The organism is Vreelandella zhanjiangensis DSM 21076, from assembly GCF_000377665.1.
Taxonomy (GTDB): domain Bacteria; phylum Pseudomonadota; class Gammaproteobacteria; order Pseudomonadales; family Halomonadaceae; genus Vreelandella; species Vreelandella zhanjiangensis.
In genome coordinates this window covers 300,660-325,919 of the sequence record NZ_KB898650.1, presented here as the reverse complement: position 1 = coordinate 325,919, position 25,260 = coordinate 300,660, and the positions used below count along the sequence as shown (strand labels likewise).

Below are 25,260 nucleotides of genomic sequence, written 5' to 3'. Positions count from 1 at the left end.
CGAGAGGACCGGAGTGGACGACCCTCTGGTGTTCCGGTTGTCACGCCAGTGGCATTGCCGGGTAGCTATGGTCGGACGGGATAACCGCTGAAAGCATCTAAGCGGGAAGCCCCCTTCAAGATGAGACATCCCTGAGGCCTAGAGCCTCCTGAAGGGCCCAGCGAGACCAGCTGGTTGATAGGCACGGTGTGGACGCACTGCAAGGTGTTGAGCTAACGTGTACTAATGGCCCGTGAGGCTTGACCCTATAACACCCAAGGGGTCTGGTCGCAGTGATAACGATGAAAGATACCGGATACGCGCCGCAAGCCACGCTTGCGACGAGAGACGCTAACAGAACACGTCAGCATGATAGACATTGACAGTTACGCCTGACGACCATAGCGAGCGTGAACCACCTGATCCCTTGCCGAACTCAGTAGTGAAACCGCTTAGCGCCGATGGTAGTGTGGGGTCTCCCCATGCGAGAGTAGGTCATCGTCAGGCACTTATTATGAAAAATCCCCCCGGGCTTAGCCTCGGGGGATTTTTTTTGCTTATAATTTACCACTCACAATCACCATTCAATAGGTTTGCCAGCCCAGTCCCAAAAGCTACCGCTTTCTTCTGGAGTGCGCTTGTTAATGACGCCCAGTAGCTGACTGGCAACGAAGTCGGGAGTAAACAGCTTCTCGTTAGGCACCCGGGACTGAAACGGCTCTGAGAGAGGTGTGCTGGTTGTGCCTGGATGTAGGCATAAGACTATTGACGCCTTGTTAAGCCTTTTTAATTCAATCGCCGCCGTTTTGAGCAGCATATTGTGCGCAGCTTTGCTGGCTCGATAGCTATACCAGCCCCCGAGCTGATTATCCGTAATAGAGCCAACTCTGGCGGATAGGCTGGCCACAATACAAGGGTGTGTCCCTTTAAAAGACGCTGATAATGCAGCGATCAGTAAAGCCGGCGTAAAGGCATTAACGTGCATGAGCGCCTGCAAGTTACCAGCAGTCAATTGATCAAGCCGCTTTTCGGGTTGAAGTTGCTTGGCATCATCATGCAGCAAACCGATGGCATTAAAAAACAGATGTACTGGCTGCCCGTCTAGCTTTTCCCGCAGTGCAAAGCGGCCTTCCTCAGTAGTCACATCCAATGGAAGAGAAGTAACACGCTCATCGGCGATATCAAGTGGTTGACGACTAACGGCAATAATAAGGCCCACTTGAGAAGAAGACAAAAGGTGCTGTAATACGGCACGACCAATGCCACCAGAGGCCCCGGTAATTAAAACCGTGTAGCGGTCAGGAAGGTAATCCAGCATAAATAAGCCTAGTAGAGAAAGTAGGCTTTCATTGAAGTTGCACGCTGGATATTTGTCTAGAAGGAGTTTAAAGAAGATTATCTGTCTTGAAGAAGATAGTTACGCTGATGCGTTGATTCTTCCCGACTGAGCGTTATTACGGCCATCAGGTTTATAGAGTGTTTTCTCTGCGATTTGGCGAATGTAGTTCAACATGTCCTGATTATGCTTCATGCGTACTGAAAGCATTTGCCCAGTCAGTTCGTTCATGCGCGCAACCCGTTCACTCTTTTCAAGTAACGTTGCCCAGGCCGTTTGGCAGCCTGCATCCTGAGCGGCCGCACTGGCTCCCTTGGCACTATCTTCATAGCCAAGACGTGTCTGAACACTGCGACGCAGCATTTCAATACGCTCAATCTCAGTCAGGAGTACTTGCTTGTCTTCTGCTATATTGGCGAGTGCTTCACCATCAATATCACCCGGCGTTAGAAGCGTCTGCTCACGCGATAGAAGAGCTACTAGCTCATCAAGGCGTTTCTGTTGATCGGAAAGCAAACGGGCAAGACTCATAATAATTTACCTTATGATTCTGAGAGATTGGCAATTAAGCCGTCAGCAATACGGGCAGCGTTCATTTCAAGACGGCCTTCACGGATGGCGTCACGAATTTCCTGCACTTTGGCCATGTCAACGTCATATGTTTCGTCAACTTGTGAGTGGCTAAGCTGAGTCGATTCACGCGCTAAGCTGCTCGCTTCAACCGGTTTGGATCCACTCGTTTTCTGTGTTTCATCACGCTGCTGCGCTTGATTGGAGCGAAGCAGTGAATTGAGGTTATCAATTTTCACGTTGTGTGCCTTTATGGTCAACGTCTGTGTATTCGGCGCCTGTGATATTAACTATCGGCCTTAGTGGTTAAAACTTTAGACACAGAATTAAAAATCCACCACTAAAATGCCTGGCTCGGTAACACGGGCAGTCACCAGTTCGCGTGTATCAAAGCGTACACGAACTCGGTCTCCCTGGGCGCCACTCTCCAATGCTTCACCCTCGCGTGAAACACGAAATGAGCTGCCTTGCGCTATGACCGTAACGCGCTGGCCGCGTTCCACAAGCGAAGGTGCCTGCAGGAAATGATTTTGAAAAGCACTGCCGCTTCGAATTTGGCGCTGTGCAACTTTGCCGACGATGTCCGCTTTATCAATGAGTGCTTGAGAAGAAAGGTCGCTCAAATTGCCACTCTGCTGCACAAGCATGTCCGGCGTAATTAACGTGCCTCGTTCTATATCATGCTGCGCTACCCAGTAGCTGCCAATAACATCTATTTGCGCCTGCAGGTAGCGCACTTGCTGGTGTGTTTCACCACACCTGATGCCTACCGAAACGCGGCCAAGAGGGGATTGACCCGCATTAGGCAGGAATGGTTCCGGCCGAACACACGGGGGGAGATGCGGTGAGGGCGGGCGTAAGTCAATTACGACCTCTTCCCCTAGTGATTGGGTCTGCTGATACAAAAACTGATGTACCTGCTGAAGAAGAGCATCATCGGCATGCGCATTAGAAAAGCAAATCAAACAAGCGCCTATTAGAAAGTAACGCTTGAATACTGCCGAGCAGCGACGTGTAGCGCGCAGCGGATATGACATGGTGGAAGGGGCTCAGAAAGAGAAAATAACGGAATTTAGCTGATGAGTGTAGCGAAAAAGGCTTAAACGAAACAGGCGAAATACTGGTGTAAATACTAGCTGTTCCATGCTTTGAGCTGACAGTCAGGCGCGTATTCTCCACCCTCAATAAATTTCATTTTATTTTTGCCTCCCAGCTAGCGAGGGCTTGGCATGATTGATCAATTAGAATCTGCCTTTAACTACCATCAGCAGGCATTAGGCTTGCGGCAAGCAAGGCATGAAGTATTGGCTGCCAACATCGCAAACGCTGATACGCCTAACTATAAGGCCCGCGATATTGATTTCGCCAGCGAATTGAAAAAAGCCGTGGAAGGCGGTGTATCGCAGTCAGGCAATAATGGCGGTTTAACACTATCGCGCACTTCTGAACAGCATATGGCTGGCACCGGCCCCGCCTGGCGCGGCGCTGGCAGCACGGAATTGCTGTATCGGATTCCCGACCAGCCTAGCCTAGATGGCAATACGGTGGATATGGATCGTGAGCGCACTCAGTTTGCTGACAATGCCGTACGTTACCAAGCGGCGCTAACGATTATGAATCGCCGTATCCAGGGTCTGAAAAACGCCATGCAGCCTGAATAAACCGGCTGATAGCGTAGGAGATAAATGATGTCGATGTTTTCAGCGTTTGATGTTGCCGGTTCTGCCATGAGCGCTCAGTCCCAACGCATGAACGTAACCGCCAGCAATATGGCCAATGCCGATAGTATTGCCGGGCCAGATGGTGAAACGTATCGCGCAAAGCAGGTTATGTTCGAAGCGCAGGCGCAAAACACCCGCTACGGTGTGGGGGGCGTGAGAGTGTCCGAAATCATTGAAGACGATTCCCCCTTGCGTCTTGAATATATGCCCAACCATCCTGCCGCCGACGAAGACGGCTACGTGGCGAAACCCAACGTAGAGCCGGTACATGAAATGGTCAATATGATTTCTGCCTCTCGTTCCTACCAAGCGAATGTCGAGGTCTTCAATACGACAAAGCAAATGATGATTCAGACGCTTTCGCTGGGTGAGGGATAAGCATGAATAATATCGATACGAGCGTTGTTAGTAGCATTAACAGCGGTGGTTCCAGTGGCCTATCGGCTCGGCAGTCGGATGAGCTTAGAAATAGCTTTATGACGCTGCTGATTACCCAGCTGCAAAACCAGGACCCGTTAAAGCCGATGGAAAATTCGGAAATGACGTCGCAACTGGCTCAAATTAATACCGTAAGCGGGATCGAAGAGCTTAACTCCACGCTTGAAGGTATCACGCAGCAGATGGATGCAGCGAAAGCCTTACAGGCAGCTGGGTTGATCGATAAGGCCGTATTGGTGCCTGGCAATAATGTGATGGTCAGCGTCGATGAAGAGAACGGCTCTTACGCAACGCCTTTTGGTATTGAGCTGGATTCAGCCGCTGAAAAAGTTGTCGTTACAGTTACCAGCAAGGCAGGCGAGGTGCTTTATACCAAGGATTTGGGCGCGGTGGCTGCCGGCGTTGAATCCTTTAGCTGGGGTGGATTGACGAACGATGGCGCAGCAGTGCCGGCAGGCGCCTATAACGTCAACTTCAAGGCCACAAATGCACAAGGTGAGCTGATGGAGTCTCGAGCGCTTAACTATGCGCTAGTGCAGGGAGTATCGCCTGGAACGGGTGGTAATGATGTTCGTCTGGATCTGGGAGCTATTTATGGTCAGGTCGCTCTCGATCAAATTAAACAAATTCTTTGATTATTCGCTAAATAACACTTTTTTCAGGGGAACATCATGAGTTTTTCACAAGCACTCAGTGGCTTAAGCGCACAACAGCAAAAATTAGGCGCTATTGGTAACAATATCGCCAATTCTCAAACGGTCGGTTTTAAAAGCTCTAACGTACAATTTGCTGATGTATATGCGGATTCTCGTATCGGCCTGGGTGTACGCACGTCTGCAGTATTGCAGAACTTTAGCCAGGGTAACGTAGAGTCGACGTCACGTAATATGGATTTGGCGATTTCCGGCGAAGGTTTCTTTCGGTTTCAACAGACTAGTGGTGAAGCAGCTTATTCACGCAATGGACAGTTAACCATGACGGCGGATGGTCGCTTAATTAATGCCCAGGGTGCACAGCTTATGGGGTATCCGGCGGATGCAGAAGGCAACGTTCAAGTGGGCGGCAATGTTGTCCCCTTGAATATTCCACCGGGCGATCTTCCTGCCAATGCATCGACAGCACTGAATGTTTCTCTGAACCTGAATTCAGGTCAACCTGTCATTGATGCTGATTTCGATGCCGGAAATGCCAACACGTATAACTACTCCACAAATGCTACCGTTTTTGACTCTCAGGGTAATGCCCGAAATCTCGCGTTGTATTTTACTAAAACAGCTGACAACCAGTGGTCTGTAAATGGACGCCTCTCTGGTGGGCCTGCGGGAAGTGGAACGTACGACGTTGCGCTAGGGGGGCTTACCTTTAATCAAAATGGTGTCTTGCAAGAGGATAATACTAATAACGCCCTATTTGACGATACTGAGTTTGGTGAAGGCAACGCGCTCGCTAACTTAGATATAGATCTTAGTTTTGAAGGTAGTACGCAGTTTGCCAATAATTCGACCGTCAATGACGTTATCCAGGATGGGTATACGTCTGGTTCATTAGTGGGTATTACTTTTGAGAATGACGGCACCGTCATGCGTAACTATTCCAATGAGCAGTCTCGTGCCGCTGGGCAAGTTGCTTTGGTAACGTTCCGTAATCCAGAAGGATTGCGACCTGAAGGTAATAATCTTTGGACCGCAACAGGTTCTTCAGGACAAGAGCTGGTCGGTGCGCCAGGCGAAGGTTTACGTGGCATGATCCAGCCCAGTGCAACGGAGACCTCTAACGTCGACATGGCGCGTGAGCTGGTTGATATGATCGTCGCGCAGCGCTCTTACCAAGCTAACTCACAGACTATCAGCACCCAGGATGAGCTCCTGCAAACCATTATTAACCTTTAATAGTGGGTCATTTCTGTAAGGAGTAAGTGGTATGGATCGGATGCTTTATACCGCCATGAGTGGCGCTAAACACGCCATGGATCAGCAGTCCGTGGTGACCAATAACCTGTCGAATGTGACGACTACCGGGTTTCGTGCCCAGCTGCAGGCCGCACGCTCTGTGCCTGTGCAGGGAGAAGCGTTATTGGCAACGCGTACGTCAGTAGTAACCACGACGCCGGGCAGCGATTTTTCCCAGGGGCAGGTCGAGTTTACGGGCCGTGCGCTGGATGTAGCCATGCAGGGCAACGCCTGGATGGCGGTATTGGCAGACGATGGCACTGAAACCTACACCAAGCGCGGTGACCTCCAGCTAGACAGCGATGGCGTGCTGCTTAACGTCGGTCGGCCGGTTATGGGCGATGGTGGCCCGATCGCGGTGCCTCAGGGTGCCCAGGTTTCCATTGGCGCCGATGGCACAATCAGTGCCATTCCTGCAGGCGAAGGCCCCGAAGCGTTGGTTGAAGTTGGCCGTATCAAGCTGGTAACGCCGGATGAGCAGGCGCTGACGCGTGGCGATGATGGTCTGTTTCGCGGCCCGCTCAATGAAGAGGGAGCTCCGGGTGCCTTGCCGGGCGACGAGAACGCTCGCCTGGTCAGTGGTGCACTTGAGGGCAGCAACGTCAGCGCCGTGGATGCCATGGTATCGATGATCGATGTTGCCCGGCGCTACGACATGCAAATGAAAATGCTCAGCACCGCTGATGAAAATGCTCAGCGCGCCAACAGTATTCTCTCTATTCAGGGCTAAACCCTAGCCGCTTACCCAAGGGAACACGAATTCTCATGATTACTTCTTTGTGGACCGCCAAGACGGGGCTGGAGTCTCAGCAGACGAAGCTGGACGTTATCTCCAATAACTTGGCCAACGTCAGCACCAATGGATTCAAGCGCTCACGTCCGGTTTTTGAAGATCTGCTGTATCAGAACATGCGCCAGCCTGGCGCGCAGAATAATATTCAGGACCGTCTGCCTTCAGGTATGCAGGTAGGCACGGGAGTGCGTGCTGTCGCCACGGAGCGACTACATACCCAAGGCGGCCTGGAAGAAACCGGCAATTCGCGTGATATTGCCATTAACGGTGAAGGTTTCTTCCAGGTATTACTACCTGATGGGACTAACGGCTACACCCGAGATGGTAGCTTCCAGCTCAATGAAAATGGCCAGATGGTGACGGCAAACGGTTATCCGTTAGAGCCTGCTATTTTTATTCCTGAAAATGCGCTGTCGGTGTCTATTGGCGAAGATGGTACGGTCAGCGTTCGTCAGCCAGGAATAGCCCAGGATGCTAATATTGGCCAAATCAACGTCGCGTCGTTTATTAATCCGGCCGGCTTAGAAAGCGTGGGCGGCAACTTATATCTGGAAACCGGCGCATCGGGAGCCCCTAACCAAAATGCACCCGGTAATAATGGCGCTGGACGCCTGTTTCAAGGCTATGTTGAAACCTCAAACGTGAATGTCGTAGAAGAAATGGTCAGCATGATTCAGACACAGCGTGCGTATGAGATTAACAGTAAAGCGGTATCTACCAGCGATGAAATGCTGGCACGCTTAAGCCAGTTATAAGTGCGCGTTGAGGTTTATTGAGCCATGCGGGAATTTCACTACGTTAGCCGTCGGCTAGGCGTCATCGCTTTGCTGTTTTTTATATTGCTGGCCGCTGGCTGCGCGCAGATACCCCGCGCCTCAGTTGTGGGCGAGCAGGAGCAGATTGATATCGTGGATCGTCCGCCGCCTGTTGCCAATGGGTCCATCTACCAGTCGCGGCGTGGCTATCAGCCATTGTTTGAAGACCGCCGACCTAGAGCCATGGGCGATATCCTCACCATCGTGCTGGATGAGCAGGTAAGTGCAAGCAAAAATGCTAGTACCAACGCGGCCCGAGCAGGTAGCTCTTCGCTGACACTGGCGCAATTACCGGATGTACTGGATACCCTGGCCGAATATGGTTTTGATGTTTCGGGTGCCAGTGATTTTACCGGTGGCGGCGGGGCGCAAGCGACGAACTCTTTCACCGGCACCATCACGGTGTCCGTACTGGAAGTCATGAATAACGGCAACTTGCGAGTCAGAGGGGAGAAGCAGATAGCCATCAACCAGGGAACCGAATTTATTCGTTTCTCGGGCGTGGTTAACCCCCGAACGATAACGACACAGAATACGGTGCCATCAACACAAGTCGCGGATGCCCGCATCGAATATGTTGGCGATGGCTATATCAATGAAGCGCAGCATATGGGTTGGCTGCAGCGCTTTTTCCTAAATGTTTCGCCTTTCTAGCGATGTCTGGAAAAACCAAACAGCAGAGTAATCTAGAGTGATGGCAATGCGGCTAAACGGTGTTAAATCCATTAAAAGACAGCTAGCGCAGCTAGGTAGCGTTCTGCTTGTGTGCCTGCTTGCCTTTCCGGCCCATGCTGAACGCATCCGCGAGCTGGCCACCTTTGCCGGCGTGCGCGATAACCAACTAGTGGGTTACGGGCTGGTCGTGGGCCTGGACAGCACCGGTGACCAAACGACTCAGGCACCGTTTACCGGCCAGAGCTTGACGAACATGCTGTCACAGCTGGGCGTGACTATCCCGCCGGGTACCAATATGCAGCTGCGTAACGTAGCGGCCGTCATGATAACCGCTGATCTTCCCCCCTTTTCGCGCCCCGGCCAGCGTCTAGATATTGTCGTTTCGTCGATTGCCAACGCGCGTAGCCTGCGCGGCGGTACACTCTTGATGTCGCCGCTGAAGGGGGCTGATGGTGATACCTATGCGATTGCCCAAGGCAATATGCTGGTAGGTGGTGCGGGTGCCCAGGCCGGTGGAAGTAGCGTGCAGATCAACCAGCAGGCCTCAGGGCGTATCCCCGGCGGAGCGCTGGTTGAACGTGAGGTGCCGTTGAACCTGGGGGGCAATGGCGGCTTACTGGAGCTGCAGCTGAACGATGCTGACTTTGGTACCGTGCAGCGCATGGTAACGGCCATTAATAGCGAGTTTGGCCAGTCGGTTGCCTATGCTCGCGATGGCCGTGTGATCGCTTTGGATGGCCCACTTGACCCTAACGCGCGGGTCAATTTCATGGCGCGGGTCGAGAATGTCCAGGTCACGCCCACAGAAGCCCCGGCGCGAGTGGTACTGAATTCGCGCACGGGCTCTGTGGTGATGAATAGCTCCGTGACACTGCGCCAGGCCGCGGTTGCCCATGGCAGCCTGTCGATCATGATTGATACGCGCTTTGGTGTGAGTCAGCCAGCGCCCTTAGGGCAGGGGCAAACCGTGGTGGTGCCGGATGCCGATATTAATATCGAGCAGCAGGAGGCCTATCTTCAGATTGTTGAAGGGGCGCAGCTTAATGAAGTAGTGAACGCCTTGAATGCGCTGGGTGCCACGCCGCAGGATCTGATGTCGATTCTGGAAGCGCTGAAAGCGTCCGGCTCGCTTCGCGCTGAGCTGGAGGTCATCTGATGAGTATTTCCAATGACATGACCAGCCAGTTTGCACTCGATGTGCAGGGCTTTCAGCGCTTGCAGCATACCGCTCGAATGGACCCTGAAGCCGGTGTGCATTCGGCCGCCCAGCAGTTTGAAGCGCTTTTCGTACAAATGATGATGAAGAGTATGCGTGACGCCATCCCCACCTCCGGTTTACTGAGCAGTAACACGACCGATACCTACCAACAGATGTTGGACCAACAGTGGTCACAGGTAATTGCGTCTAAAGGTATGGGGTTAGCCGATGTGTTGGTAGACCAGCTAAAGCGCCAAGGCGTTGTAGGTAACGCTAATAACGCTGACCAAGAGCTACAAACGCTAATTGCGGGCATCCCTCGTGGTACGCCTCGCGTGCTGGATGGGGCGCTACAGCCTCAAGATGAGCGTGCTGTAGGCGCTCAAGCCACTAGCCGATTCTTGAGCGAGCTTGAAGCAATACGTCAGGGCACCATCGTCGAAGAAAGCCAGCCGATCACTATTAATGCTCCGGTAACAACAGTCAATGCGCCTGATCACGTGCAGCGATTTATGGAAAAACTAGCGGTACCCGCTCAAGCTGCCAGTGCGGCCAGCGGAGTGCCTGCTGAGCTTATTCTAGCTCAGGCGGCGCTTGAAACCGGCTGGGGTCGGCATGAAATACCGACTCATCGGGGAGGTAATAGCCATAACCTGTTTGGAATCAAGGCAGGTAGCCACTGGCAGGGTGAGACAACGGATATCGTGACTCACGAATACATTAACGGTCGGCGTACCCAGGTCGTTGATACGTTCCGGGTATATGATTCGTTTGAACATTCGCTTACCGACTATGCCAACCTGATCGGCAATAATCCCCGCTATGCTGGTGTTGTGCAGGCTGCTAATGCCGAGCAGGCAGCCCATGCCCTGCAGCAGGGCGGTTACGCCACTGATCCACGCTATGCACAAAAACTGGTCGCCGTCATGAACACCATGGGGCCACTAACTCAGGGTACCTTCTTAGCGGATTCGCGCTAACGGGGCTCAAGTTTTTCAGGGCGCTGCCGATAAATTGTCTATCGGCCCAAGGATATGAACCATGAGCATGTTTTCTGTTGGCTTAAGCGGCCTTAATGCCGCCCAGAATGCCCTTAACACCACCAGTAACAATATTAGTAATATTTTTACGCCTGGCTATAACCGTGAACTTACCCAGTTGGGTGAGGGGCGTGTTGGTGGCGGTGTGCAGGTTAATGCCATTGAGCGGCAGTTTAATACCTATGTCGCCAATCAGCTTAACAGTGCGAAAACCCAATCGAGTGCGCTTGAAACCTATAACAATCAGGTTTCGCAAATCGATAACCTGCTGGCCGACCGAGCAGCGGGCTTATCGCCACTGATGCAGGGTTTCTTCTCTTCGCTGGAGGATCTTGCCAGCTCGCCATCTGACCCCGCCGCTCGACAAGGCGTGTTAGGCACAGCGAATACATTGAGTGCTCAATTCCGTTCCTTTGATGGCTATCTGCAGGATATGCAGAGCAATATCAATAGCCAAATCAAAGACGAAGTTACCCAGATCAATAATACGACAGAACAGATTGCTGGCTTAAATAAAGAGATAGCCTTGGCCCGTGCGCGAACAGGTGAAGCGCCTAATAGTCTGCTGAACCAGCGCGATAAAATGGTTTCCGACCTTAACGAGCGCATGGATCTGCGTCTGAATGTTCAAGATGGTAAAACCTACAATATCAGTTTACCCAATGGTCAGCCGCTGGTGACGGGGACAAACTCGTTTAAGCTTGAAGCCGTGCCAGCTGATTCAGACCCGCAGCGTACGGTAGTCGGTTATCGTGATGGCGGTAATAATTTAACAAAGCTAGACGAATCAACGATCAAAGGCGGTGCGTTAGGTGGGTTAATGACCTTCCGCTCAGAAACGCTGGACAAGACCCAAAATCAGATTGGTCAACTGGCAGTCTCGCTATCCGTTGCATTCAATGAGCAGCATAAAAAAGGTGTAGATCTGGATGGTGAGCAGGGAGGTGACTTTTTCTCCGTACGTGCGCCACAAGGCTACGCCAATGAAAAAAATATCGGCAATGCTGATGTGACGGTGACATTTGACGCCGACAATATCGATCAGCTTAAGGCAACCGATTACACCGTTCGTTTTGAGGATAATGCCCCTGTCGTTACGCGTAATGATACTGGGCAGGTTGTAGAGTTCGATCAAGAGGCTTGGGATAACGGTAATGAGCTGAAGTTTGGCGGTATTAGCGTTGAGTTTAATGGTAATACGCAAGCAGGTGACCGCTTCGAAATCCAACCTGTACGTCGTGCCGGTAACGGTATGGAAGTGAACATTGCTGATGTGGACAAAATAGCCGCTGGTGATGCGGGGCTTGATGACGAAGGCGGTAGCCCGCTTAACTCATTTAAAAGCACGGGCAATTTAGATGTTAGCGGGTTAAGCACCGCCTCAGGGGCTTTCTCCGAGAATAAGAAATATCAACTAAGGGTGGATGAAGAAGGCACGCTGACACTGACGCCTGATGCAAGAATCACCGTTGACGGTGCAGTCTTTGATGCGGCTGAAGATAAGTTATCAGCTGGAGATACTGTTGTTATTGATGGCATCAGCTTTACGCTTGATGAACTCCCAGGCGAGGATGCAACGGCAACGTTAACCGTCAGCCAAAACATTATTGCAGCCACTGGCGATAACCGTAACGCATTGGCCCTGCAAGAACTGCAGAGCAAGTCCGTGGTGGGTGGCTCTGCTTCTGTGAGCGGTGCTTATGCATCGATTGTCAGCGATGTCGGCAACCGCACTAATATTACTCAGGTCAACCTGGATGCGCGCCAAGGCCTAACCGATCAGCTGCGTGCTGTTCAGCAGTCTGAGTCGGGCGTTAACCTGGATGAAGAGGCCGCCAACCTGATTCGTTATCAGCAGTACTATATGGCTAACGCTCGTGTCATTGATACGGCGGGCACCATTATGGATACCATCTTGAACCTGCGCGGCTAATTCTGGAGCTTAAATTATGCGTATTAGTACTGTTACCATGTTTGAGCAAAGCACGGCGTCCATGAACCGCCAGCAGAGCGATTTCTTAAAGGTGAGCCAACAGATCGCCAGCGGTCGCCGGGTGGTGAATCCTTCAGATGATCCGCAGGCGGCATCACGTGCCGTTGGTGTTGATCAGTCGATCGCCATCACAGAGCAGTATGCGGACTCGCGCGTTTCCGCCCGAAATTCGCTTTCTCAAACAGAAAGCATCTTAAACAGCGTGAGTGATGCGGTCACTAGTGCCAAAACACTGTTAATCCAGGCCTCCAGCGACACCCTTAGCGACGCTGACCGTGAGTCGATAGCCAGCGAGCTAAAAGGGGTTTATGAAACGCTGATTGGTCAAGCTAATGCTACCGATGGCAATGGACGCTATCTGTTTGGTGGCTATAAAGATAATGCGCCGCCTTTTGTTAAAACGGCTGAAGGTAATGTTGAATATAGTGGCGATGTCAATGGTCGTCAGCAGCAGGTTGACGCCTCCCGCTTAATGCCTGTTACCGAAAATGGTAAAACTATTTTCCAAAGTGTGCCCAGTGGTGCTGGCTATATTGCAGAAGCTGTCAAAGAAGATGGCACACGCAACACGGGTAGCGTGACCTTTAGTGGCCCCCAGGTCACCGACGTTAGCGATGACAATTATGGGGATGACTACCGTGTCGCCTTCGGCGGAACGGAGGATGCGCCCACCTATACAGTACAGCGTTTTGACGAAGCCACAAATGCCTGGTCTAACGTCGAGGAGCATGTTGATCAGCCCTATACTGGCGGCACGGATACGCAGCAGCTCGCGTTCGGCGGAGTAAAAGTCTCACTAGAAGGTCAACCGCAGCCAGGCGATCAAATTTTAGTCGCCCAGGCAGGCAGTGATCAGCGCGAACCAGATCTGTTTAAAACGTTAGAGTCGGCTATTCGCGTATTGGAAACCCCTGCCGAAAGTACTAGTGAGAGAGCGGAACTGCGCAATACCCTGAATACCTCAATGCGTGATTTGGATAACGCACTGGATAATGTATTAACAGTTCGTGCCTCTGCCGGTGCAAGGCTTAATGAGCTGGATGTTATTGATGCAGTCGGCAGCAACCGGATGATGAACTATACGCAGACGCTGTCAGATTTAGTCGATCTTGATTACGCTGAGGCAATTTCTGAGTACAGTTTGCGTCAGGTTGGCTTGCAGGCATCGCAAAAGGCATTTGTCGATATTAAAGGCATGTCGCTGTTCGACTATATGTAATCGTTAGTCGCGAGTGGACGTCGATACGTAAAGCCCCTATGTCTTTTAGACATAGGGGCTTTCATATAGGAGCTTTAGTTTAAGGGTGCCATTGTTTCTATCAAGGTTTGCATCATTCCCAGTGCCTGGCTAAAGAGCGATTGCAGAAAACGTCCGATATCGTTCATTAATACCATCATAAGCGTAATTCCCACGGTTAATGAGGTGGGAAAGCCTATGTTGAAAACCGTAAGTTGGGGGGCTGAGCGGTTAAGAATCCCAAGCGCCAGATTAATAATCAGTAGCGCACCCACCAGTGGCAGTGCCAGTAACATGCCGGAGGCAAAAATAGTGCCTGCGTAACGGGCTAGAAGCTCAAAGGCGCCAGGATTTAAGCCTCCGATACCAATAGGTAAGGTCACAAAGCTCATGATCAGCGTTTCAAGCACCATTAAATGGCCATTAAACGCCAAAAACATCAGCAGCGTAATCATATATAAAATACGCGAAAGAACCATGATATTGGTGCCGCTTGAGGTATCAAAAAAGGTCGCAAACGCTAAACCCATCTGTAAGCCAATGTACTCTCCGGCCGCTTGAACAACAGCAAACACAATATGCATTACCAGTCCCATGGCCAGCCCGATAAGCATCTGCTCCACCATGATACCTACCCCTGCCCACGACATAATGGCAACATTCGGCATGGCAGGAAGAATAGGGGCAATGACAATGGTAACTAATGCCGCGAGTCCAACTTTTGCCTGGTTCGGGATGCTGGAATGCCCCCAAAGCGGAGAAGCGGCCATAAATGCCGTAATGCGCGCAAAGGGCCATATAAAGGCAATTAACCAGCCCTGCAACTGAGCAAAGGTGATATCCACCATGGCACTACATCACCATGTTGGGAATGTTGCTAAACAGCCGGGTAGTAAAATCAGTAATCAAACTAATTAGCCATGGGCCTGCGAGTACCAAGACAGCAAACACCGCCAGAATTTTAGGAATAAATGTCAGCGTCATTTCGTTAATTTGCGTGGCCGCTTGAAAGAGGCTGACGATCAAACCGGTAAAGAGTGCTGCCAGCAGTATGGGGCCCGCAAGAAATAGCGTTACACGCATGCCCTGGTAAGCCATGCTCATCACCATCTCAGGCGTCATTGAATTGCTCCTTGCCGCTTAATGCGACACCTAAGTAACATAAAAACTTTGGGCCAGTGAGCCAATAATTAACTGCCAACCGTCAACCAGTATAAAAAGCATCAATTTGAACGGTAACGAAATCGTCACAGGGGGCACCATCATCATCCCCAGCGCCATAAGGGTGCTGGCAACCACCAGGTCGATAATCAAAAAGGGAATAAAAACCGTAAACCCGATTTGAAAGGCGGTTTTAAGCTCGCTGGTAACAAAGGCCGGCAGAAGGACACGGAAGGGGAGCTCTTCAGGGCCTTGCAGAGGGCCTACATCCGCTAAGCGCACGAACAGGGCCAAGTCGGGTTCTCGCGTCTGAGCAAGCATAAACTCGCGAAACGGCAGCTGAGCGCGTAATAAAAATTCTTCAAAATTAATAGTCTCATTCGATAAAGGCTGCCAGGCCGTGTCGTACACCTGTGCCAGAACGGGTGACATGATAAAAAAGGTCAAAAACAGCGCGATACCCAGCAATACCTGATTAGGCGGCGTTGCTTGGGTGCCCATCGCTGTTCGGAGAAGGCTAAGGACAATGATAATCCGGGTAAAGCTGGTCATCATCAGTAACATCGCTGGCAAGAAGGCCAGCGAGCTTAAAAACAGCAGTGTTTGAAGCGATAGCGACCACTGCTGACCACCGTCCTCAAGCGGTTGCGAGATAATGCCTGGCAATTGCTGAGCGTGTGCGGGACTAACCAGCATACAAAAAGCAATAGCAATGCCAAACAGCAGCCAGGGCTGCCAGTAGGGCCGAGAGGAGTCCATCCTATGCCTCATGGTGTTTGATGTGGATCATCGCCTGCACTTTTGCGCCGGTTTTTTGCCAGCGCCTGAGAAAGCCGTTGTGCAAAGCGTGGAGCATCATCGCGGGGAGAGTCATCGCTTGGGCGTTCTTCTGGTGCTGGGCGCTCGTGTAGCTTGGTAATTCGCCCACCGCTCACGCCAAGGACCAGCCAGGTATCTTCGATTTCCACGACGACTACGCGCTCACGACTTCCAACCGGTGTGCTTGTAATGACGCGTAGCCGGGCGCCCTGTTGAGGGCGCACGTTTTGCCAGCGTTTCAAAAGCGCTGTGCAAAGCAGGATCATGGCAATAACGAATGCAAGCGCCGCGGCAGTCTTGCCTAGCATGGCCATACCGATAAACGCATCACCACTATCGCTAAGCGACTCTAGCGCGCCGTTTTGGAGTGAAGTTGCTTCAACACTCATCGGTTAAGCTTGTGAATGCGCTCGGAAGGGGTAATGATTTCCGTAATACGAATACCGTACTTATCTTCAATAACGACGACTTCACCCTGTGCGATCAAATAGCCGTTAATCAAAATATCCATGGGTTCACCCGCCAGTCCATCAAGCTCGATAACAGACCCTTGAGCAAGTTCAAGTAGCTGCTTGATCGTTAATTTTGTACGGCCAAGCTCTACGGTAAGCTTAACCGGAATATCCATGACCATTTCGAGATCACGCGCCTGCGCGCTTTCGCCTATGGCGTTGAGAGGGCGAAAAATATCGTCGCTGGCCGCTTTGGCAGCTGAGGTGTCAGGTGCTGCGTTGCTAGGTGCGGGTTGTTCTTCCGCCGCTTCCTGTTCAGCCATCGCCGCCGCCCATGGATCTTCCTCATCGGCCGCACCGGTAGTGGCGGGGCTCTCTGCTTGTTCAGACATGGCGTCCGCCCAATCGTCATCGGAGACATTTTGATTGGGTTTGTTGGGATCAGTCATGCTTTGGATTCCTTGGCTTTCTGTCGCGTCGAACCTTTAATAAAGTCCTTTGACGATACGTTATTCATAGCGGCATGGTCGATCATGTGAAGCACGCGCAGCGCATGCTGCTGACGCTGGCTGCCATACTCGCATTCCATGACGGGGACTCCATCAACACGGGCGGTAATCGTATCGGGGATGTCCAACGGTAATACATCGCCTTGCTTTAGCCCCATCACATGCGCAATACGGCTAGGTATTTGGGCAAACTCCGCTACAAGCTCTACTTCGGATTGACGTAATTCGCTGGCCATGCGGCGGGACCAAGTGCCGTCATGGTCGTGATTACTATCATTGATAGGGTTGGCCAGAAGATCCCGCAAAGGCTCAATCATGGCGTACGGCATGCAAATCTGGAAATTGCTTGAGAGATTGCCAACCTCAATGTTGAACTTGGTATTGACGACAATTTCGTTTGGCGAATTGGTGATGTTGGCAAACTTAGACTGCACCTCGGAGCGCATAAAGTTAACATCAAGCGGGTACACAACTTTCCACGCTTCCTGATAGGCATCAATCGCCAGGTTCAGTAGGCGGTGAATAATACGCTGCTCTGTATTGGTAAACTCCCGGCCGTCTGACTTGGTGACAAAGCGCCCATCGCCGCCAAATAAGTTATCCACTACCATAAAGACAAGATTGGGTGGAAACACTACGAGTGCAGAACCGCGCAAGGGCTTCATTGACACAAGGTTCAGGTTGGTCGGCACCGGAACATTGCGTGAAAACTCGCTAAAACTTTGATAGCGAACGGATTCAACCGTGATATCGGCGCTGCGCCGAATCAAGTTAAATAAACCGTTTCGGAAGTAGCGGGCAAAGCGCTCATTGATAAAGTCGAGCGCATGCAGCCGCTCACGAATGACCCGATGTTGCGTTGAGGGATCATAAGGGCGAATGCGCGCCTCATCCTGCGACGACGATGCTGAAGGCGATGGTTCATCATCACCACTGACGCCTTTTAATAAGGCATCAATTTCTTCCTGGGACAGTAGATCGTCCTGCGACATGAACGGCTCCAGTTCCCGGCTTATTGCACAATAAATTCGGTAAACAGCACTTCACGTAAATCAAGCGGCGGCTGGTTTTCCGTTAAAGGAACGCCGAGACGGCTGATAATGGCCTGTGCGAGCTGCTCTTTGCCTTCAACCGAGGTGAGTTCGCTTGCCTGTTTACCCGAGAGTAAAATCAGTAACCGGCTACGCACCTGAGGCATGTGTTCTTCGATAATCGCTTTGCTCTCATCATTACCCACACGCAGCGTGATGCCCGTATATAGGAGGCGAGAACCATAGCTGTCATCGGCAAGATTGACCGTAAAGGGGTCAATACGCGTAAAGACAGGTGATTCGCGCTCTGCTGTTGGCTGGACTCCTTCGCCAGCGCTATGGCCATCTCGCTGGTCGAGTACCATATAAATGGCGGCAGCCGCGCCCGCAGAGGAGAGAAGCACTAGAATAATCATTATCCAGAGCAGTTTTTTGGAGCCACCGCTTTTTTCAGCCATTTCTCGTTCCGTTCCCATAATCGCTACACATGCCACTGATTAAGCATTATGCCTAATATGGCTGTGAGTGATGAAATGAACAGGCTCGCTTGGCGAGCCTATCTTTTGGTTTAGCTGTTTTTCACGTATCTAAATCGTACGCCGCTATCCATTTCGTTGATGCTAAGCGTAAAGATCAACTCGGCCATCAAGCGTTACAGAGTGATTTTCTACCGCAGGCGTCACTGCGCCACTATCGGTTCCTGAAACGCTATCGCCACTATTTGATCCTGTCGCACTGCCGTTTTGGGCAAAGGCTTGCTCGTTGGAGCTATGCTGTTCGCCAACGGACGTTTCCCCTAATGAAATGCCCTGCTCGGCAAGTGCTTCACGAAGCTGAGGTATGGCCTGCTCAATTACCTGGCGGACCTGCATATGAGACGATAAGAAATGTGCCTGCGTACCCTGCTCGCTTACCTTTAGGGTAATTGAAAGAGGACCAAACTCCGCCGGATGCAGCTGCATTTTCACCTGTTGTTCTCCGCCACGTTGCGCAAACTGAACCAGCTGCTGACCAAGCTGTGCAGGCCAGGCGGGGCTGTTAACAGGCGTGCCCATTGAAGCGTTTACCGTTGAAGTCCCAGGTGCTGCTGTAGGGGAATTGCCAAGTGCTGTATGCCCTGACAATGCCGTAGCTATTTGGCTAGCGCGTAACGCTGGCTCCCCATCATCTAGCGCAGACAACATGGTTCGACTATCTGCCTGGGCTGAGGGCGTCAGCGTTTCAAGCTGCGCCAGAAAATCTTGACTGCTTACAGGAAGAGCATTGACCTGGCTTATCGAGGCGGCTGGAGATCTATGAAGAGAGTTTGATGACTCCTGGCTAGGAGCGCCTTGACCATTAAGCAATTGAACAGGTAATACACTCACTTGGCGAGGGGTGTCGCCATTAAGCGGTAATGCTCCTCCGCTATTTTGAGGGGAGGCGAGCAAGACGTTTAATGCGCTAATAAGTTGACCAGCTTGCTCTTCGGTAAGACTCATTAGTGATTCAGCAAGTCCCAATGCTTGATCAGCTTGATGACGTATACCGAGTTCACTAAGAAGCTCTGCGACTTGATCCTCGCCCATGTTGAGCTGTTGCATGAGCGTTTCCAGCGTAGGGATGGTTTCAAGTTGTGTGTCAGCAGCCGGGGCGTCAGCGAACAAGGCAACCAAGTCCATTCGGGCTGCAATTTCATCAAGCGGAGTCAACGCTTGGCCCTCTACTGAATAGCTTTCCCCCGACAAGAGTGAGGAAATCGACTGTTCGCTGAGCTCAAAGCCAAGAGCCTGTAACGGTTGAGCTGCTATAGCAGCAGCTGAATCGCTAGAAGTTGAATGCGCTTGAGACGAGCGTGACGGCGCGTTGGCAGCTTGAGAGAGCGCCTGACGAAAAACGCCCTGTGACGATTCCAAGGTGCTGGATAACGTCTGCTTGGTGACCGAGGAAGCGCCTTGGCTTTGAGCCCCCGAAAGCAATAGTTGTATATTCATATACTGTCCCTCGGTGCCGCTAATGCGGTTTCTCGTTACGCTGGCGAGCCAAGCGGCCTGTCACCAGATCATCGTTAGTTTTTTGCTCATGACGCTCAAGACGGCGGTGCTCTTCTGATAGCCGGCGCGTCGCCAGTGTATCGTAGGAGGAGAGTTTACGCTGCTCTTGCTGCCAGTGTTGCTGGCTCTGCTGGACACGCTGCTGTTGAGCAATTAATGCTTGGCGGGCACGGCTTAATGCCGCATCAAGCGAGGCTAAAAACTGCTGGTAATTGTACATGGTGGCAGGGTCGATACCTTCGCTCATCGCCTTTTGCAAACGCTCAGCATATTCGGCGCGATACTGGCTAAGCGATTGCAGCTGGGCGGCGGTCTGCTGCTCAGTCTGTCGTTCATGAGCAAGCAGTTTACCTGCCTGGTCGCGGGCATCTTTGGCTAATCCCGTTAACATCTCGAGTTGCGAATGGCTCATGTGCGGCCTCCCACCACGGCATGCAGTGCTTGGTGTGAGTCTTCAAGCGTTGCACACTCATTAATGTTCTGCTGAAGAAAACGCTCCAGCGCGGGGAAAAGATTCACCGCCTCGTCAAGCCTTGGATCGTGTCCTGGGCTATAAGCACCTACGCTAATCAGGTCGCGATTGCGCTGATAGCGGGAAAACATCTGCTTGAAAACGCGGGCTTCTTGTAGTTGCTCTTGCGTAGTAATCGCCGTCATGGCACGACTGATCGAGGCTTCAATATCAATCGCTGGGTAATGACCGGCTTCGGCTAAACCGCGTGATAACACAATATGGCCATCCAGAATTGCCCGAGCCGAATCGGCAATCGGATCCTGCTGGTCATCGCCCTCGGTAAGAACGGTATAAAAAGCCGTAATCGAGCCGCCGCCGCGCTCAGCATTGCCTGCCCGTTCAACAAGGCCTGGCAGTTTGGCAAAAACGGAGGGCGGATAGCCCTTTGTCGCGGGGGGCTCGCCAATGGCGAGGGCAATTTCGCGCTGGGCCATGGCGTAACGTGTCAATGAGTCCATAATTAGCAGCACATTGCGACCGGCATCACGAAAGCCTTCGGCAAGACGCGTTGCATAAGCCGCACCCTGTAGCCGTTGAAGCGGCGAGGTATCTGCTGGCGCGGCTACCACGACCGAGCGACGACGGCCTTCAGGCCCTAAAATATGGTCAATAAAATCCTGTACTTCCCGGCCACGCTCGCCAATTAGTCCGACAACAATCACATCGGCCTTGGTATACCGTGCCATCATGCCTAACAGTACCGATTTACCTACCCCTGAGCCTGCAAATAGCCCCATCCGCTGGCCTCGGCCGACGCTTAAAAGCGCATTGATTGCGCGGATGCCCACATCGATCTGATCCTCAATCGGTGCTCGCGAAAGAGGATTAAGCGGTGCTGAGCTAAGTGTGGCATGGGGCACGTCTTCGAGGCCCTCACGGTCATCCAGCGGGTTGCCATTACCGTCTAATACCCGGCCCAACAGTTCATCGCCAATGGGAAAACGGCGTGCGCTATGGCCACTTCCATCACCCAGCGGAGAGACGCGGGCACCGGGCATTAACCCCGAAATTTCTTCGAGTGGCATCAAAAAAAGCTTATCGCCTGCGAACCCGACGACTTCAGCTTCGGCATGTTTATGGCTATCCGTCAGGCGCCCGTCCGGCCCAGGGAGCTCGATACGGCAAGCACTTCCGACGGCCACACGTAACCCGACTACCTCAATGACCATGCCGGTGGCTCGCGTTACGCGGCCGCTGCTGCGATAGCATGGCAAATGGCTTATCCGCTGTGTGGTACGGCGGATGGCTTTATGCCAGCGATGCTGGTGAGGGCAGGTGGAGTCACTCATTACGCGTTCGCCTATTAAGACGCAGTACTTGGTGAATGGCGCTTGCGGGCTTGCGATTGGATGGCATGCCAGCGACTTTCAAAGGTTGCATCCAGTTCGCCTTGAGCGCTGGTAATTCGGCAGCCACCCCGAGCTAACTGATCGTCAGGCTGTAATTTCCAGCCTGCCGCGCTGAGCTCTGTACCCAGATGGTCTTCTACCAGGACATGGTCGTCAGGGTTTAGCCATAAACGCTGCTGGCCCACCAGGGGCGGCTCGGTGTGTAAAAGCTCACGAACGATGTTGAGTATCTGCTCCGGTGTTTCCTGTAAGGCTTCGCCTGCCAGCTGTTTACCTGTGGCCAGCGCAAGCTCAACAAGGTCGTGGGCGATGGTTTCATCAATGCGTTCCAGCGCGTCTGAAAACTGCTTTGCTAGCGTGTCTAAAGGCGCTATCGCTAAACGTGATTGCTCTTGTAATTCATCCCGAGCCTGAAGCCGGCCCTCTTCCAGGCCTTTTGCTGTACCTTCTTCGAGACCTTGTTGGAACCCCGCCTGATAGCCCGCTTCTTCAGCCTCTTGGCGTAGACGCTCATAAAGTGCTTGACGCTCTTGCTGTTCGCGTTGGTGCGCCTGTTCAGCCGCCTTTTGAGCGGCCAGCACTTTGCGTTGATGCGCGGTAGGGCTGCTGACCGCTTGGTCGCTGCTTTTGCTTGGTGAGGCAAGTTCGTCCATTTGCCAACGTTGCCAGCTGCTATGGCGGTCAAACTCAGGCGATGAATTAGACATACTCGTCATCTCCTCCCGCTAAGACAATTTCCCCAGAGTCAGCTAAACGGCGCACCACCTGCAAGATGGCTTTTTGTTCCGTTTCGACCTGCGATACGCGTATCGGGCCGCGTGCTTCCATATCTTCGCGAACCAGGTCGGCAGCACGTTGTGACATATTGCGCAGGAACTTGTCGACCAAGGCTTCCTGAGCGCCTTTGAGTGCCACCACCAGAGAGTTGGTTTCGACTTCTTGCAGCACCATCTGAATAGCACGATTGTCCAGGTCGAGCAGATTCTCGAAAAGGAACATTTCGTCGATAATCTTTTGAGCCAGGTCTTCGCTGTGGGCACGAACGGTTTCGATAGCCGTCTCTTCTTGAGACGAGTTCATCAGGTTGAGAATCTCAGCCGCCGTTCTTACGCCGCCCATTTTGCTGCGTTTAAGGTTTTGTCCATCCAGCATGCTAGTCAGAACCTCGGTTAGCTCCTGCAAGGCTGCCGGCTGAACACCGCTAAACGTCGCAATACGTAGCACCACATCGTTACGCAGCTTCTCTTCAAAGAATTCAAGAATATCGGCTGCTTGATGGCGGTCCAAATGGATCAAAATAGTGGCAATGATCTGGGGATGCTCATCACGAATAAGCTCAGCCACCATGGAGGCTTCCATCAGGTTGAGCGCATCAATGCCTGAGTTGCCGCCCGCGGTTTCTAATATATCTTCAATCAGGCTAGAGGCACGCTCGCTGCCCAGTGCCTTGGTAAGTACAGAGCGAATGTGTTCGCTGGAATTAAGGTTGAGCGCCACGAACTCTTCGGTTTCCCGGTGGAATGCTTCAAGCACGGCCTTCATATCCTCATGGGATACTTGATTCAGGCGCGCCATTTCCATACTGATATCTTGTACTTCGCTAGCATTTAGGTATTTGAAGACCTCTGCTGCACTGTCTTCGTCCAGAGCTAGGAGAAGGATGGCGCTCTTGCGAGCGCCAGTCATGTTGGCCGTTGCGCTACTCATTATTATTCATCCAGCTACGAATGATCATGGCGACCATACGAGGATCTTCCTGAGCCATTTCGCGTAGGTCATTGAGATTATGTTCATACAGCGATGTTTTACGGCGACGCTTGGGCTTGTCGCTATAGGTATCGTCATCAATACCTTCACCTTCCGCTTCGTCATCGCTCTCATCATCCACGCCGCCCACGCTGGTGGTAAGCGTCCGTCCAGGTACGGCTGTTGGCGCCGTTACTGGTGTTTGTGTGTAACGCTTGATCAAGGGGCGCAGAATAAGCAGGTAAATCAACAGCGCCGCCAAGGCAACTAGCAAGTAACGCCCTATCGTACCTGCCATTGCGAGTGTCTCAGGCTGCTTCCACCATACAGATTCAGCCATTTCCTCACGAGTGTCGGCGAAGGGTGAGTTCACCACTTCAATCTGGTCGCCACGTAGTTGAGAAAACCCCATGGCCTGGCGTACCAGCCGCTCGATCTGAGCGACTTCAACATCAGTCAGAGCAACGCGTTCAAGCTCACCTTCGTCATTGATGACATCACGGTAATTGACCACAACTGCCGCTGAAAGCCGCTCAATTTGGCCGAGACGTTGCTGCACATGCTCAACGCTGCGATCAACCTCATAGTTGACCACGTCTTCCTGGCGCAGACTGCGCAGTGCTTCCGGCGGCACATCTTCATCGCCTTCTTCACCATCAGGTTGATTGATGGGGGAAGGGGCTGTGCCAGGCGGAGAGTTGCTTAATGCACCCGGAATTCCACTCGCTAAGGGATCATCACCATCGAAAGAGAGGCTAAGCTGGCGGCTACGTACGGCAGCTTCATTCGGGGGCTGGTTAGGGCCGTAGCGTTCCGACGTTTGCTCGCGACGTGAAAAATCAATTTGCGCAGCTACCTGAGCGCGGACATTCGTACTGCCTAAAATGGGGGTAAGAATATGCTCGATGCGTCGCTGATAGGAGCGTTCGACTTCCGCGATATATTCAAGCTGAGTCCCATCAAGGTCGCTACCACGTGTGGTGTCAGCAGACAGCAAGCGACCGTTTTGATCGACGATCGTGACGTCTTGTGCGGCCAGTTCAGGCACGCTGCTGGAAACCATGTGAACAATGGCGCTTACTTGGCCTTCGCCCAGCACTCGGCCGGGTAGCAAGGTGAGTATGACCGAGGCTTTGGCTGGCTCGCGGTCACGAATAAACACCGATGGTTTGGCTAAAGAAAGATGCACGCGAACGCGCTCGACAGGGCCGAGCGATTCCATCGAGCGGGCAAGCTCGCCTTCCAGGCCACGCTGGTAATTTACCTGCTCGGCAAACTGGCTAATACCAAACGCCTGGGTATCCATTAACTCAAGGCCGACGTTGCCGCCCCGGGGCAAGCCTTGCTCGGCAAGCTGTAGTCTTAGTGTATGAATCTGATCGCTAGGCACCAGCAGCGCCTGGCCGCCTGCGCTAAACTGATAAGGTATGGCGCGGCTATCGAGTTCGGCAATAATCCGTCCGCCATCGGCTTCATTAAGATTGCTGTAGAGAACGCGGTATTCTGGGCTACTTGCCCACATGAACAGTGCTGCCACCACGGCAATTGAAGCAGCCCCTGCGATCAGTAGAATGACTAATGGGTTACCGCGTAACTGTTTTAGCAAGCGCTCAGTCGGTGAAGAACTTTTTGAGTCGCTGTCTGTTGAGTTACTACGGGAGGCACTTTGTGTCGTGTTACTTTGACGGCCTGCCGTTGCACCAATTTCACTCATGCATCCCTCCATAGGGGTAAGCAAAACAGGTGTCGGCCCAGGCGCATCACCAAAGAAGGCATAGGCTATATCCGTCAATCGCGGTTATCCGCCAAGAAGATGGGGCGGAATTGTGATGGGCGCCATTATCCTGAGGTGTGTCGAGCATAAATGAACGAAAAGCTTGGCTTTTAGGGCGTATTTGTTCG

At 52.2% G+C, this 25,260-nt stretch carries 28 protein-coding genes and 2 rRNA genes; 13 read left to right on the top strand and 17 right to left on the bottom strand.

Features of this window, described 5'->3' with window-relative positions:
• A 23S ribosomal RNA gene (locus tag D467_RS0112345) occupies nucleotides 1–247 on the top strand; the annotation flags it as partial.
• Nucleotides 248–370: 123 nt separating this feature from the next.
• Nucleotides 371–486 (top strand): 5S ribosomal RNA (rrf, locus tag D467_RS0112340).
• 70 nt (nucleotides 487–556) lie between these two features.
• Here rrf and D467_RS0112335 read toward each other — a convergent pair.
• The 4 genes from D467_RS0112335 to flgA form a co-directional block, all read right to left on the bottom strand.
• Nucleotides 557–1,297 carry an SDR family NAD(P)-dependent oxidoreductase gene (locus tag D467_RS0112335; protein ID WP_018917829.1) on the bottom strand — a complete coding sequence of 247 codons (741 nt, stop codon included), beginning with the start codon at nucleotides 1,295–1,297 and terminating at the stop codon, nucleotides 557–559.
• Between the two features lie 99 nt (nucleotides 1,298–1,396).
• The gene (locus tag D467_RS0112330) at nucleotides 1,397–1,846 is read right to left on the bottom strand and encodes a flagella synthesis protein FlgN (protein WP_018917828.1); all 450 of its coding nucleotides are present in this window, start codon (nucleotides 1,844–1,846) and stop codon (nucleotides 1,397–1,399) included.
• An 11-nt stretch (nucleotides 1,847–1,857) separates the two neighbouring features.
• Entirely contained in the window at nucleotides 1,858–2,124 is a 267-nt protein-coding gene (gene flgM, locus D467_RS0112325) for a flagellar biosynthesis anti-sigma factor FlgM (RefSeq protein WP_018917827.1), read from the bottom strand.
• A gap of 87 nt (nucleotides 2,125–2,211) precedes the next feature.
• Nucleotides 2,212–2,850 carry a flagellar basal body P-ring formation chaperone FlgA gene (gene flgA / locus D467_RS0112320; protein ID WP_018917826.1) on the bottom strand — a complete coding sequence of 213 codons (639 nt, stop codon included), beginning with the start codon at nucleotides 2,848–2,850 and terminating at the stop codon, nucleotides 2,212–2,214.
• Between the two features lie 264 nt (nucleotides 2,851–3,114).
• On the opposite strand from flgA, the gene flgB reads away from it, so the two are divergent.
• From flgB to flgL, 11 genes are all read left to right on the top strand, one after another.
• Nucleotides 3,115–3,546: a flagellar basal body rod protein FlgB gene (gene flgB, locus D467_RS0112315; RefSeq protein WP_018917825.1), complete on the top strand. Its 432-nt coding sequence runs from the start codon at nucleotides 3,115–3,117 to the stop codon at nucleotides 3,544–3,546.
• A 27-nt stretch (nucleotides 3,547–3,573) separates the two neighbouring features.
• Complete coding sequence (gene flgC / locus D467_RS0112310) at nucleotides 3,574–3,984, top strand: flagellar basal body rod protein FlgC (protein WP_018917824.1); 411 nt, start codon at nucleotides 3,574–3,576, stop codon at nucleotides 3,982–3,984.
• Nucleotides 3,985–3,986: 2 nt separating this feature from the next.
• On the top strand, nucleotides 3,987–4,679 hold the full coding sequence (locus D467_RS0112305) for a flagellar hook assembly protein FlgD (protein WP_018917823.1): 693 nt from the start codon (nucleotides 3,987–3,989) through the stop codon (nucleotides 4,677–4,679).
• A gap of 36 nt (nucleotides 4,680–4,715) precedes the next feature.
• The gene (gene flgE / locus D467_RS0112300) at nucleotides 4,716–5,933 is read left to right on the top strand and encodes a flagellar hook protein FlgE (RefSeq protein WP_018917822.1); all 1,218 of its coding nucleotides are present in this window, start codon (nucleotides 4,716–4,718) and stop codon (nucleotides 5,931–5,933) included.
• 31 nt (nucleotides 5,934–5,964) lie between these two features.
• Nucleotides 5,965–6,723, top strand: coding sequence for a flagellar basal body rod protein FlgF (locus tag D467_RS0112295; RefSeq protein WP_018917821.1), 759 nt, complete (start codon nucleotides 5,965–5,967; stop codon nucleotides 6,721–6,723).
• 35 nt (nucleotides 6,724–6,758) lie between these two features.
• On the top strand, nucleotides 6,759–7,541 hold the full coding sequence (flgG, locus tag D467_RS0112290; protein WP_018917820.1) for a flagellar basal-body rod protein FlgG: 783 nt from the start codon (nucleotides 6,759–6,761) through the stop codon (nucleotides 7,539–7,541).
• Nucleotides 7,542–7,565: 24 nt separating this feature from the next.
• Nucleotides 7,566–8,255 carry a flagellar basal body L-ring protein FlgH gene (locus tag D467_RS0112285; protein WP_018917819.1) on the top strand — a complete coding sequence of 230 codons (690 nt, stop codon included), beginning with the start codon at nucleotides 7,566–7,568 and terminating at the stop codon, nucleotides 8,253–8,255.
• Nucleotides 8,256–8,301: 46 nt separating this feature from the next.
• Entirely contained in the window at nucleotides 8,302–9,432 is a 1,131-nt protein-coding gene (locus D467_RS0112280) for a flagellar basal body P-ring protein FlgI (RefSeq protein ID WP_018917818.1), read from the top strand.
• Nucleotides 9,432–10,454: a flagellar assembly peptidoglycan hydrolase FlgJ gene (flgJ, locus tag D467_RS0112275; RefSeq protein WP_018917817.1), complete on the top strand. Its 1,023-nt coding sequence runs from the start codon at nucleotides 9,432–9,434 to the stop codon at nucleotides 10,452–10,454. Before D467_RS0112280 ends, flgJ begins: the two co-directional genes overlap by 1 nt.
• A 61-nt stretch (nucleotides 10,455–10,515) precedes the next feature.
• Nucleotides 10,516–12,447: a flagellar hook-associated protein FlgK gene (gene flgK / locus D467_RS0112270; protein WP_018917816.1), complete on the top strand. Its 1,932-nt coding sequence runs from the start codon at nucleotides 10,516–10,518 to the stop codon at nucleotides 12,445–12,447.
• Between the two features lie 16 nt (nucleotides 12,448–12,463).
• Nucleotides 12,464–13,726 carry a flagellar hook-associated protein FlgL gene (gene flgL / locus D467_RS0112265; protein ID WP_018917815.1) on the top strand — a complete coding sequence of 421 codons (1,263 nt, stop codon included), beginning with the start codon at nucleotides 12,464–12,466 and terminating at the stop codon, nucleotides 13,724–13,726.
• Between the two features lie 74 nt (nucleotides 13,727–13,800).
• Here flgL and fliR read toward each other — a convergent pair whose 3' ends face one another.
• From fliR to fliF, 13 genes are all read right to left on the bottom strand, one after another.
• Nucleotides 13,801–14,592 carry a flagellar biosynthetic protein FliR gene (fliR, locus tag D467_RS0112260; protein WP_018917814.1) on the bottom strand — a complete coding sequence of 264 codons (792 nt, stop codon included), beginning with the start codon at nucleotides 14,590–14,592 and terminating at the stop codon, nucleotides 13,801–13,803.
• A gap of 4 nt (nucleotides 14,593–14,596) precedes the next feature.
• Nucleotides 14,597–14,866, bottom strand: coding sequence for a flagellar biosynthesis protein FliQ (fliQ, locus tag D467_RS0112255; protein ID WP_018917813.1), 270 nt, complete (start codon nucleotides 14,864–14,866; stop codon nucleotides 14,597–14,599).
• Between the two features lie 30 nt (nucleotides 14,867–14,896).
• On the bottom strand, nucleotides 14,897–15,664 hold the full coding sequence (gene fliP / locus D467_RS0112250) for a flagellar type III secretion system pore protein FliP (protein ID WP_018917812.1): 768 nt from the start codon (nucleotides 15,662–15,664) through the stop codon (nucleotides 14,897–14,899).
• 8 nt (nucleotides 15,665–15,672) lie between these two features.
• A complete protein-coding gene (fliO, locus tag D467_RS0112245; RefSeq protein WP_018917811.1) occupies nucleotides 15,673–16,113 on the bottom strand; it encodes a flagellar biosynthetic protein FliO in 441 nt (146 codons plus the stop codon).
• A complete protein-coding gene (fliN, locus tag D467_RS0112240) occupies nucleotides 16,110–16,625 on the bottom strand; it encodes a flagellar motor switch protein FliN (protein WP_018917810.1) in 516 nt (171 codons plus the stop codon). Before fliN ends, fliO begins: the two co-directional genes overlap by 4 nt.
• Entirely contained in the window at nucleotides 16,622–17,677 is a 1,056-nt protein-coding gene (gene fliM / locus D467_RS0112235) for a flagellar motor switch protein FliM (RefSeq protein WP_018917809.1), read from the bottom strand. Before fliM ends, fliN begins: the two co-directional genes overlap by 4 nt.
• Before the next feature lie 20 nt (nucleotides 17,678–17,697).
• Entirely contained in the window at nucleotides 17,698–18,174 is a 477-nt protein-coding gene (gene fliL, locus D467_RS0112230; RefSeq protein WP_018917808.1) for a flagellar basal body-associated protein FliL, read from the bottom strand.
• 162 nt (nucleotides 18,175–18,336) lie between these two features.
• Nucleotides 18,337–19,689, bottom strand: coding sequence for a flagellar hook-length control protein FliK (locus tag D467_RS19570; protein WP_018917807.1), 1,353 nt, complete (start codon nucleotides 19,687–19,689; stop codon nucleotides 18,337–18,339).
• Nucleotides 19,690–19,708: 19 nt separating this feature from the next.
• Nucleotides 19,709–20,161, bottom strand: a complete 453-nt coding sequence (gene fliJ, locus D467_RS0112220; protein WP_018917806.1) for a flagellar export protein FliJ — start codon at nucleotides 20,159–20,161, stop codon at nucleotides 19,709–19,711.
• Nucleotides 20,158–21,552 (bottom strand): flagellar protein export ATPase FliI, encoded by a 1,395-nt coding sequence (fliI, locus tag D467_RS0112215; protein WP_018917805.1) that lies wholly within the window; start codon nucleotides 21,550–21,552, stop codon nucleotides 20,158–20,160. Before fliI ends, fliJ begins: the two co-directional genes overlap by 4 nt.
• A gap of 14 nt (nucleotides 21,553–21,566) precedes the next feature.
• The gene (locus D467_RS0112210) at nucleotides 21,567–22,319 is read right to left on the bottom strand and encodes a flagellar assembly protein FliH (protein ID WP_018917804.1); all 753 of its coding nucleotides are present in this window, start codon (nucleotides 22,317–22,319) and stop codon (nucleotides 21,567–21,569) included.
• Nucleotides 22,312–23,319 carry a flagellar motor switch protein FliG gene (gene fliG / locus D467_RS0112205; RefSeq protein WP_018917803.1) on the bottom strand — a complete coding sequence of 336 codons (1,008 nt, stop codon included), beginning with the start codon at nucleotides 23,317–23,319 and terminating at the stop codon, nucleotides 22,312–22,314. Before fliG ends, D467_RS0112210 begins: the two co-directional genes overlap by 8 nt.
• Entirely contained in the window at nucleotides 23,312–25,072 is a 1,761-nt protein-coding gene (fliF, locus tag D467_RS0112200; protein WP_018917802.1) for a flagellar basal-body MS-ring/collar protein FliF, read from the bottom strand. Before fliF ends, fliG begins: the two co-directional genes overlap by 8 nt.
• Nucleotides 25,073–25,260: the final 188 nt, after the last annotated feature.